1 protein-coding gene is annotated in these 1381 nt (G+C 68.2%); it reads left to right on the top strand.

The genetic code is table 11. The annotated features are described in order from the left end of the window. The coding region (locus AB4Y36_RS40420) for an ImcF-related family protein (protein WP_368685931.1) at positions 1-1381 on the top strand (1381 nt) is incomplete at both ends.

Raw genomic sequence — 1381 nt, 5'->3', positions numbered from 1 at the left:
CTCGACAGTCTCGACAAGCAGATTGATACGCTCGAGAGCCGTCAGCGCGACGGCGCGCCCTGGACCGCGCGCTTCGGTCTGAATCGCGACAGCGCCGTGCTCGCTGTGCTGTGGCCCGGCTATGAGGATGCTGCGGGCCGTATCCTCGTCGGGCCGATCCGCCAGAAACTGGAGGATCGCCTGCGCCAGCTTGCGTCGATGTCCGACGCGGAGATCGCAAGCGGCGGCAACGCCCAGGCACAGGCCGCGTACGACACGCTCAAGGCCTACCTGATGCTCGCCAGGCCCGAGCGGGCCGTCGCTTCGTTCCTCACGCCCCAGCTTCTGGCAACGCAGGCGCCTGCCCGCCCGCCCGCCTCGCCGCTGTCGTCCGGCACGTGGGAGGACCTTCGCCAGCACGCCATTCAATTCTTCGCGGATCACCTGGGCCGTCGACCTGCTGCGAACGGTTCAACGCTCGCCATCGTGCCGGACAGCAGCCTGGTCGCCGCCACGCGGCAGACCGTCATTGGCGTGCGCGGCATCCAGAACTCGACTGACGCGACCTACCAGCAGATCCTCGACGACGCAAGGCCGAAGTATCCGCCGGTCTCCCTGGCCGGCCTGCTTGGCGACACCACCGGGCGCGGCCTGTTCAACACGAGCCAGACCATTCCGGGCGTCTTCACGCGCGACGCGTGGGAGCAGCGCATCTCGAAAGCGATCGACGAGGCGAGCAGCCAGGGAGACGTCGCCGGCGACTGGGTGCTCTCCGACACAAAGACGGCCAGCGCCACATCGTCGACGCTGAAAGCGAAACTGCGTCAACGCTACTTCGACGACTATGCGCGCGCATGGGCGCAGTTCCTCAACAGCCTGCGCTGGCAGAGCGCCTCGACACTGTCTGCCACCGCCGACCAGCTCTCGCTGCTGGGCGACCCGCAACGCTCGCCGCTGGTTGCGCTCATGAATGCCATCGTGTATCAGGCCGGCGCGGGCGTCACGGCGCAATCGCTTTCGGATACGCTGGTCAGCAAGGCACAGCAGCTGGTCGGCGCCGACGAGAAAGATCCGTCGAAGCGGGCACAGCCCCAGCTCGCCCCCCTCGCGAATGCATTCGGACCGATCCTGCGGCTCAGCGGCAGCGATCCCCTGTCCGGCTTGCCGGCACAGGCCGGCAAGGCCGCCGCGCAGGTGGCGACGACCGGTGACCTGAGCCTCGCGCGCTATCTCGAACGGGTTACGGCGATGCGCCTGAAGCTCGAGCAGATGGTGAATAGCCCGGATACGGAAGCGATGTCGCGCGCCGCCGCGCAGGCGGTGCTGCAGGGGAAGACCTCCGACATCGCGGACAGCCGCGACTACGCCAGCCGGGTGGCGGCGAGCCTCGGCCAGCAATGGG

The sequence above is a fragment of the Paraburkholderia sp. BR10936 genome, from assembly GCF_040965735.1.
GTDB lineage: Bacteria > Pseudomonadota > Gammaproteobacteria > Burkholderiales > Burkholderiaceae > Paraburkholderia > Paraburkholderia nodosa_A.
The sequence above is the reverse complement of the archived record's forward strand: the minus strand, read 5'-3'. Positions and strand labels throughout refer to the sequence as shown.